Source organism: Streptococcus sp. 1449 (assembly GCF_013276805.1).
Classification (GTDB): Bacteria; Bacillota; Bacilli; order Lactobacillales; family Streptococcaceae; genus Streptococcus; species Streptococcus pseudopneumoniae.
Genome location: NZ_VMLS01000093.1, coordinates 19,872 through 30,126, shown reverse-complemented (window position 1 = coordinate 30,126; position 10,255 = coordinate 19,872). Strand labels below are relative to the sequence as shown.

Here is a 10,255-nt window from a genome sequence, read left to right as displayed (position 1 = left end):
CCATCTGATTTCAAGTAATACCAGGCTTGATAAGAAGAGTCATAAACCCACTCACCTTGTGCCATTTTACCGTTTGACTTAAGGTAGTAAGCTCCTTGCCATGCATCCTTTGCATAAGATCCATCTGATTTCAAGTAATACCAAGCTTGATAGGAAGAATCATAAATCCATTCGCTCTGGGCCATTTTCCCGTCTGCTTTCAGGTAATAGCTTCCCTGCCAAGCATTTTTCACTGGATTTCCATTTCCATCAAAGTAGTACCAAGCGCCGTCCTGCTTAACCCAACCACTTGTTGTTGATGAACTTGTATCAGTTTGAGTTGTAGTCTCTTGTTTTGCTTTAAAGGCGCCCTTAGGGGCATTTTCCAATTCGCAAGCCACACCGTCATGATCGCGGTCTAACTTGGCAGAATACCCAGGTTCTCCCTCGTGAATATCTGCGTATCCATTCGCCCAAGCTTCCTTACAACTCGAAAAATGAATGTTTTCCTCTGCTAACACAGGTTGTGAAAACAAGGCTAAAACTGGCAAGGTAGCCAGACTCATTTTTAAAAATAGACGTTTATTCATTTCTTTCTCCTATAATTATGATATCGATTTCAATATTATTTTATCAAACTTATTTCAGCAATTCAAGGAAACTTCTGGTATTTTCTACAAACTCCTTTGGTTTTTCCTTATTCAAGACATGAGGGCCGTCTGGGATAATCTGAAATTGGGATTCTGATATTAGTTTATGAAGACTTCTCATAAAACTAAGATTCGGTTTATCTTTGCTTCCACAAATTAGTAAGGTTAGATAGGGGCAAATCCCTGCTATATCCGTTAAATCAAGTGTCTTCAACTCCTCAGAAACTCCGACCATAAAAGTCTTGTCTGCCCCCTGTTTTTCAAATACTTTTTTGGGAAGTAGTTTAAAAATCAGCAACTGAATATAAAATAGGATATTACCGGACAATTTAAGTGGGCATCCTGATAGAACCAAAGCTCGAAGATTTGGTAAATCGTAACTGGAAAGTTCTAGTGCCAGGGCAGCACCTAAGGACAATCCAATCAAAACAAAAGGTTCTGTCTCTTGAGCTAGTTGCTGATAAACTCGCTCCTTGGCTTGTTGATAGTTGCTAACTCCAGAAGGAAATAACTCGATATCCTCAGAAGGATAATCTGTCAGTAGATTCCGAACTTCTTTCCAAGACTCTGCTGACTGCCCTAAACCGTGTAAAAATACCAGTTTCATCTAGTTCTCCTCTAGGCTTAATTCATACAAGCCTCTCACTGCATTACAGCCGTAAATAGCTTCTGCTTGGGCTAAATCTGCCAAGGTCAAGACTTTCTCTTCTACCTGTCCTGTTTCCAGCAAATGCTGACGGTAAATTCCTGGCAAGATTCCAAGTCGGATAGGCGGTGTGTAGAGTTTCCCAGCAATTTTCAAAACCAGATTTCCGATAGAGGTTTCCAATAGCTCTCCAGCTGCATTATGGTAAATAATTTCCTGCTTCCTTAGGCCCAAGTGAGGTCGGTGGCTTGTTTTGAAGTAGGTAAATGCTTGTTGCAAATTGGCTTCCTGAAGACAGAGTTGGGCATAGCAGAAGGTTCGACTGAGAGGTGTTAATACTTGACGATTGACTTCTATCTCTCCAGACTTGCTAAGGCTAATTCGCAAGCGGTAATCTTGATTAACATCACAATCCTGACACTCTTCCTTTATCTTTTGTTTCAAGTCTTCTGCATCAAAAGGAGAAGCAAAATAGCGACTAGCTTTTCTCAGCCTTTCCAGATGTTGTGCTTCAAACAGCAGGTTCTTCTGGCTGATTTTCCCAGTCGTAATCAGCTGAAAACGAGCTTGTTTACGATAGAGAACAGCTGCCTTTTGATGAACTTCACGGTATTCAGATTCCCAGGTGCTATCCCATGTAATACCTCCGCCAACTCCATAGATAGCTTTCCCTTGATGCAGTTGAATGGTCCGAATGGCAACATTGAAAATCCGTCGTCCATTTGGAAGCAAGAGACCAATCGTTCCGCAGTAAACTCCACGCGGTTGCGGCTCCAAGTTCTTGATGATTTCCATAGTCGCAATTTTCGGTGCTCCCGTTATAGAACCACAAGGAAAGAGAGAACGGAAGATTTCAACAAGGTTCACATCCTCTCGCAACTGACTCTTGATGGTCGAAGTCATCTGCCAAACCGTTGAATACTGCTCTACCTGACACAGACGCTCCACGTGCTCGCTCCCCACTTCAGAAATACGGTTCATATCATTGCGCAAGAGGTCCACAATCATCATATTTTCAGAGCGATTTTTAGGATCCTGTTCCAACCAACTGGCCTGCTCCAAGTCTTCTTTGTCAGTCATGCCACGCTGAGTCGTCCCCTTCATTGGTCGTGTTGTCAATTCGCGGTCATTTTGCTCAAAAAAGAGCTCTGGGCTCATGGAAATTACTGCCATCTCGTCATGTTCAACATAGGCATTGTAGCCCGCCTCCTGCTCTACCACCATACGATTGTAGATGGCAAAAGGATTGGCACTTAACTTTTGCTTGAGTTGGACGGTGTAGTTGACCTGATAGGTGTCTCCCTGACGCAAATGATGGTGAATTTGGGCAATTGCCTTTTCATAGTCTGCTGCAGACGTCACTTCCTGCCAATTTGAGGGCAAATCAATATCCTCATAAGTCAGAGGAATAGGGGAAGTTTCTACGCTATCATGAACAGTAAAGTAAAGCAGGTACTCTCCCAGTAGGGGATCCTTGTGAACTGCTAATTTTTCCTCAAAAGCAGGTGCAGCCTCGTAGCTGACATAGCCCACCACATAATAACCTTGCTCTTGGTAGCTTTCCACTTGTGCCAGCAAATCTGCCACTTCTTCTACATTTCTCGTTTTCAACTCTTTAATAGGCTGGGTAAAGATGTATCTCTCCCCCAAAGCCCTAAAATCAATCACTGTTTTTCTATGCATACCTTAAGTATAGCATAAAAAGGCAGATACAGACAAAAGCTGATCTACCTTTTTATTGTTTTCTTACTATTGATTATGCTTTAGTGAATAAATCACCAGCAAATCCATCTGATTTCTGCAAGAGTTGTTTGTAAACTTTCCATTTAAGATCCACAGTATTCTTGAAATCATTACCTTGAAGGTCTTTTTCGACCGCGGCATCAAATAAGGTCTGAAGTTGTGCGTAAGTTGAAATCTTTTGACCATCGATTTCAATTTCAACAAAACCTCTTTGGGCTTTTTCGTGTACTTCATGATACCATGCTTTCTTCCATGCTTCTAAGCTTTGGAATTTGCCGTTAGAAACTTTATTAATAATAAAGTCATCACCAAGACCTACATTACCTGCTGCTTTAGATTCTTGTTTGTATTTGTTTGATGCATAACCTAAGAATCCGTCTAAATAACCGAAGTAACCCCACATACGGAAGGTATTATGTTTGAATGAGATTGAACCAACCGCACTCTTACTTGTATTACCACCATAAATACCTGTCATCATATTTACTACAGTATAAGCAGAATCAAATCCTTCAGTACGGTAATGACCATTTCCTGGTAATCCATGTTTCGTTGCAAAGTTTCCATCAACCAGTTGATCAATACTTGTCAGCTTCGTATTCTTTTCGTCATCATTCAAATCACGAACTAAATCCCATTGATGTGGTTCACCAACTAAGCCATTGCGATCCGCTTTTTCACGATATTTCTTATCAATCTTCTTGAACCACTTATCATTTGTTCCAGTATTTTTCTTGATGACAGACTCAGCTTCTAAGTAATCAAGCATCATCATGGATTCATTGTAATTCTTCATGTAGTGATCGATTTTCTCACGACTATTTAACACATTCGGATTATAGTTGTAAATTTGATTTCCATCATTTTTACGTTCGTAAGCCATGTTTAATCCTAAGGCACCATATTCTCCATTTGGATTTGAAACTGATGGTGATTGTAACATACCTTGAGCAAAGGCTTCAACGTCTGTTCCTTCACGGTGACGCCATGTTCCTAAGTAGGCCATACGGTCATTAATGTGTGTAGTTTCATGAGTGAATGCAGAAGTACCGAAATCACTGATCATACTAGATATGATATAATACACAGCTTCTGAGTTTTGTGGATTAGTAAAGATATAAGCATATGCACCCGTACCATTATATCCATGCCATTTACCTGTAGGTCCATAGAACTCACGAACCGGAGCATAGTCACCATTTTTATGGTGACCCATGCGATCTGACCAACCATATCCCCAAACATCTTGACTATCCCAGATTGCTGATGGAACCATATTTTCAGATTTGAGCAATCTATCACGTACATTGTCAGCAGCAAGTCTAGACCAGAAGTCTAAGTAATTGATTTGCTCTTGCGCACGTAAATCAATTTGTTTTTTGAACTCTTCACGTTCTGCTTCTGTGTTCTTATTATATTTCTCAAACGAACTAAACGCTAATGTGTTATACGTAGAAATCAAGAACATATGAGCTTTCTTCGTGGTCAATAATGGTAAGATGTATTTACTATGCTCACCATTATTAATGTTTTCATACAAACGATATTTTTTGCCAGCAAATAATGGATTTGAAGATTGTTTTTCAACAATATAGTTGGTATTCGATACAGCTTTTTTATACCAAGTATTGATGTCAGTTTCTTCTGTGAATAAACGCATATTATAGTTTAAGAAACCGTTTAACTCACCGATACCAATCGTTCCACCAATTACTTCACGATAAGCTTCTAACGTTCTGTTACCTTTAATATTGTGTTCTCTTGAACCAACTCTAATCAAGAAGTCCAAGACACTAACATTCTTACCATAGAAGTCCGGTTTGAACATCATAATATCCTTCATAGACTTTTCATCATATTTGAATCCATAGTAGCGATTTAGATAAGTAAGACCCATCATAATCTTAGCTTTATTATCTTCTACTTTTTTAAGAAGAGCTTTCATAGCAGCATCGTCTCTATTTAACTGATGATCTTCATTTTCCACTAAAGCTTTAACAAGTTTATCAAGATTTCCTCGAACCTCTTCAAAACTTTCTTCAAGGAACAGATTTTTAATGTAATTATTCTTATGATTCTCACTGTTTTCCTCAGCTCTATTACGTTTATCCATAATATCTCTTACTTCAGGAGAAATTAGATCAAATGATGACAATTTAGCTTTAATATCACTAATTAACTGAGTTCTATCTTTATCAACCATATTTGGTGTGTAGACAATATCATCTAATCCAGAAATACTATATTCACGAACTTGTGCTACTTTAGAATCCTTAGATGTAACGCCCATTTCTTCTTTTGTACTATCCGCGTAGTGAATCATAATCTTATCAACATCAGATAAATCAGTTACAAATCGACCGTCTTTCATACCTGTAACAGATAATACTTCTTTAGTTAATAGGTTTGATCCCGTTGGAATCTTATTACCTTGGTTAACGATCCACTCTTTATTGTAGAACGGTTGAAGTTTTTCGATATTACGGTAGGCAAGTTCACGAGATGCATCATAATCTTGAGTATCTTTGTAAGTATCAGCTTTTGGTTTCACCTGGTTCAATTTATTTGTTACAGGATCATTAATCGTATACTCATGAGCAGTAATACCCATATTAGCAAATTTTGCTAGAGCATCTGTTTCTGAAATACCTTTAATTTGCTTAGATTTATTATATGAAGATAAACCTGTTGCAACATCTTTTACATAGAAGTTATTCTTGAAGTTATCAAATCCAAAGTATGAATCCCCTGTATCTACTGAGCTTGCTCCGTACATGATTTCACCATTGGTTACTTTCATCATACTTACGTTATTTTCTACCCAACCCCAGTCATAGTTTTCATGAATCAAACCACCACTTTGACCATGGTTTTTAAGAGTCATCGTACCTTTAATAAATGAATTCTTCAATCGACCACGTTGCTTGAAGTCATATGGATTTCCACCATGGTTAACCTTAGCGACAAGTCCACCAACCTTAGAATTATTAGCGACAATATTTCCATCGAAATAAACGCTATCCGTATTACTTCTCCAGCTTTCACTGACAAGTCCACCAGACCACCAGCCTTTATTGCCGACACTTGTAATATTTCCAACGAAGGCAACATTACGCATATCTGCTTCATCCAGTTTGTTAACCATACCTGTAACGTCATTGTTTCCTACTACATTACCGGTTACTTTAATATTTTCAATGGTTGATTTTTTGAACATCTCACCAAGGGGAGCCACTTTATTTTCTCCTGACAAGTTAATATTAACATTACCAAGATTAATATCATGCACATGCGCATTTTCAACTCTAGCAAATAGTGGACGTTCAAGGTTATGAATTGTAAATCTACCGCCATCATTACTTAGTAATTTACCTTTGAATGTTGAAGTTACGTAAGATTTACCATTCCCTTTTACATTTGCTGCATTCAAGTCTGCCCCAAGTTTAAACTCACCCGTTGGGTTAGCTTGCATATCTTTTACAAGCTCATTGAAGTTGTAGTAAACATTACCTTCTTTTGCTTTTTGTTTTTCAAAGTAATGAACATACTCTTCGCTAAGTGTGTTATCAGCATTACGTTGAACTAAGTCTGGTGCTTTGGCAGTAACTTTGTATAATGTTTTTCCATCTTTAACTACTTCTTCAACTTTATCAACAGAAAGTCTTGTCACTTTGTTATCGTGAGTTGTAACTCGTAGATAAAGTGGAGCAACATTCGTTGGTTTTTCTGAAAGTAAACTTGAGTCAGTTTCAACACCTTCATCGTCAACACTTATTAGACTTGTTTCTTTAATATTTTTAATTTCAACTTTTTTAAGATCTAATTGAATTGGTTGATCTTCTAATGTTTCAGTTTCTTCTTGACCATTACCTCTATCATAAACCATAGTAGTAGATAGAGTATACTCTTTGAAGTATTCTACATTGTCTAATAACGCATTTAGATTATTTTCTGTTAGATTCACAGTCTTAACAACTTGTCCATCTTTTTTCAGGGTAGCTGTGATTGATTTGATTTTAGCTTTAGTAGGATTTTCTAGAGAATACTTAGCAACTACTTCTTTATCTAATACTTTCTTATCAGTATTTACAAATGTTAATACTGGTTTTGCAGATAATGGAACTAAGTTTTTGATAGCTTCTTCTAATCTTCTAGTAGCTTCATCTACTTTACTTTGAGTAGCAGTTTTATCTGTATTTACAGATTTTGCTGCTGTAAGAGTGTCTTCTAAAGATTTCCATGTTTGAGTAGTGTATTCTTCTTTACGTTTGCTGTTAGCTGTGTTAATAGCCGTTTGTAATGCAGTTTTATCTACAGCAAGAGCTTTAATAGCGTCTTGAAGAGCTTGAGTAGTCGCATCTATTTTACTTTGTTTAGGAAGTGGAGTAGTTTGGTTGTTGATTTCTTTAGCTTTTATTTCAGCTTTTTTAAATTCATTCCAAGTATTAGGGCTATAGTCAGCTTCTCGTTTAATTTCTGCATCTTTTATTTGTTCTTGTAATTTTGTTTTATCAACAGTAAGAGCATCGATAGCAGATTTCAGTTTTTTAGCAGCATCATCGATTTGAGCCTGAGTAGCAGTAGCGTTATCTTCTACAGCTTGAGCGGCATTTTTTGCCTCTTCTAGAGCGCTCCAAGATACAGTACTGTAGTCAGTAGCAGTCTTAGACTGAGCATCAGCAAGTTGTTTTTCAAGTTCAGTCTTATCTGTAGTTAAATCAGTGATAGCCGCTTTCAGTTTTTTAGCAGCTTCGTCGATTTGAGCTTGAGTAGCCTTATTGTTGTCTTTTACAGTTTGAGCGACATTTTTCGATTCTTCTAGAGCATTCCAAGATGTAGTGCTGTAGTCCGCTGCAGTTTTAGACTTAACATCAGCAAGTTGTTTTTCAAGTTCAGTCTTATCTGTATTTAAACCAGCGATAGCAGCTTTCAGTTTTTCGTCAATGTGATTTACTTCGCTTTGTTTTGTTGCTGGGTTGCTTGTAACTTTTTCAGCTTCAGCTAGTACAGTTTGAAGATTTGCCCAAGTTGCATCGCTGTAGTGTTCTTTAGTTTTTGATTTCGCATCAGAGATAGTTTTGTTTAAGTCTGTTTTATCAACGCTTAGAGCGTCAATAGCAGCTTTAAGTTTTTTAGTAGCTTCGTCGATTTGAGCTTGAGTAGAGGTAGCCTTATCTTTTACAGTTTGAGCGGCATTTTTCGATTCTTCTAGAGTGTTCCAAGATGTAGTACTGTGGTCAGCTTGAGTTTTTTCGTTTACAAGATTCAGTTGTTTTTCAAGTTCAGTCTTATCTGTATTTAATCCAGCAATAGCGGATTTAAGTTTTTCGTCAATGTGATTAACTTCGCTTTGTTTTGCTTCTGGTTTGCTTGTAACTTTTTTCGCTTCGGCTAATACATTTTGAAGGTTTGTCCAAGATGCATCACTGTAGTGCTCTTTAGTTTTTGATTTCGCATCTTCGATAGTTTTGTTTAAGTCTGTTTTATCAACAGTAAGAGCGTCGATAGCATCTTTAAGTTTAGCTGTCTCGCTATCTACTTCAGGTTGTTTTACAGAGTCAGAAGCATATACACCTTTTGCAGCTTCTAAAACAGATCCAAGAGCATTGTAACTTGCTGTAGAATAATCAGTAGGAGAAACTGAACTAGCTTTATCAATTTGATTCTTTAACTCACTTTTATCAACTGGTTCTTTAGTACCAACACCCTTTATTTCATCTACTGGATTGGTTGTTATTGTATCCTCTAGTACTTTACTGGACTGTCTACCATCAGTAGTAGTGACTTCAGTTAAAATAGTGCGTTCGCCAGCAACACCTTCTCGAATAACCCTTGTTTTTCCCTTAGCGAGGTTCTCATCATCTTGCTCAACTGTCTTAAAAGGCACAGGCTCTTTAGTTACTATAACTTCAGACTTAACCTCTATTACATTTAACACACCTTCTTCAGGAGTTGTTTTATGTTCTACTGCTGGCTGTTCTACTTTTGTTTCTTCATTCTGATGTTCTGCTGGTTGAGCAGCTGGTGAAGTTTCTGTTGGTTGACTTTCTGGTTCAACTTGAGCTTCTACTAGTTGTTCTTCTTGTTTCGGTATTTCTTCCGCAGTCTTCTCTTCTTTAGAAGCTTCTGGTTGCTTTTCTGGCGCGACTGGTGCCTTTTCGCCTTCACTTGGCGCGACTGGTTCACCTGCTTGTTCAACTTTTGGTTCCTCAGCTGGTTCCGTTTGTTTTTCTACAGCAGGCGTTTCCACTTTTAGTTCTTCAACAGGTTGATTAGAAGCCTCATCTCTTGTTTCTACTACTTCTGGCTGTGCATCTTCTTGTTTCGGTGTCTCTTCCGATACCTTATCCTCTTTAGGATCTTCTGGTTGTGATGATTCTTTTGGTATCCTTGGCTGCTCCGGTTGTGTAGGTTGCACGGGTTGTTCTGGGACTTTTGGTTGTTCTACTGGAGTTGCAACTTTTGATTCCTCAGCTGGTTTGTCTGATGGTTGACTTTCCGATTTGACTGGTGCTGGTTCTGCTGAATCTTCTTTCCCCTCTTCTACTTTAGGAAGGGTTTCGTCAGTAGGTTTTACCTCCGATTTAGGTTCTTGTTCTTCCTTTGGATTTTCTTCTGTTTTAGGAGCTTCCTCTGTCTCTACTGCTCGGTTTTCTGGCTTATCTTGCTCCTGATTTGTTGTTACTTGGGGATTCTCAACTTCGACCACAGTTACCTCTTCAGGTTTAGCTGAGTCTTCTTCTAGAACAGTGTCCAAGCCAAGCGTTTTGAGGATGTCACCTGATAGATAACCAACATAACGATAACCCTCCATTTCAACAACACCCTCTCGACTAGCCGGTGCTAGAGTAGCAACTGGATCTACAGCTCCTGCACTAGGAAGGACTACCAATCCCATAGCTCCAACTAGAAAGACGCTGGCAATTTTCTTTCTCTTGTAGATTAAAAGCAAGCTCCCAACAGTCAGCAAACCAAAAGCTGTCAAAACAGATGCTTCTGTCCCTGTTTGTGGCAGCTGATTTTTTTGATACACCAAACCATAAACAAGTTCATTTCCATCAGGCTTTCCTGTCTGGATTAAATCTTTAGCTTCTTGTGAAATAACCTCTTTATCTACATAGTGATAGGTGGCTGCGTCCACTACAGAAGAAGCCATCAAAAGGCTTCCAAGAAATACAGAACCTACAACTCCCTTAATCTTACGAATTGAAAAACGGTCTTTTTTAAACACTTTCAT

General features: G+C 38.3%; 4 protein-coding genes. All 4 read right to left on the bottom strand.

The window, feature by feature from the left end:
- Positions 1-569, bottom strand: a 569-nt coding sequence (locus HT687_RS11110) for an excalibur calcium-binding domain-containing protein (protein ID WP_172924211.1), incomplete at its 3' end; no start/stop codon positions are given.
- Positions 570-618: 49 nt separating this feature from the next.
- Positions 619-1,236: an alpha/beta hydrolase gene (locus HT687_RS11105; RefSeq protein WP_172924210.1), complete on the bottom strand. Its 618-nt coding sequence runs from the start codon at positions 1,234-1,236 to the stop codon at positions 619-621.
- On the bottom strand, positions 1,237-2,958 hold the full coding sequence (gene pabB / locus HT687_RS11100; RefSeq protein ID WP_172924209.1) for an aminodeoxychorismate synthase component I: 1,722 nt from the start codon (positions 2,956-2,958) through the stop codon (positions 1,237-1,239). It abuts the gene before it with no gap.
- 73 nt (positions 2,959-3,031) lie between these two features.
- Complete coding sequence (locus tag HT687_RS11095; RefSeq protein ID WP_172924208.1) at positions 3,032-10,249, bottom strand: ZmpA/ZmpB/ZmpC family metallo-endopeptidase; 7,218 nt, start codon at positions 10,247-10,249, stop codon at positions 3,032-3,034.
- Positions 10,250-10,255: the final 6 nt, after the last annotated feature.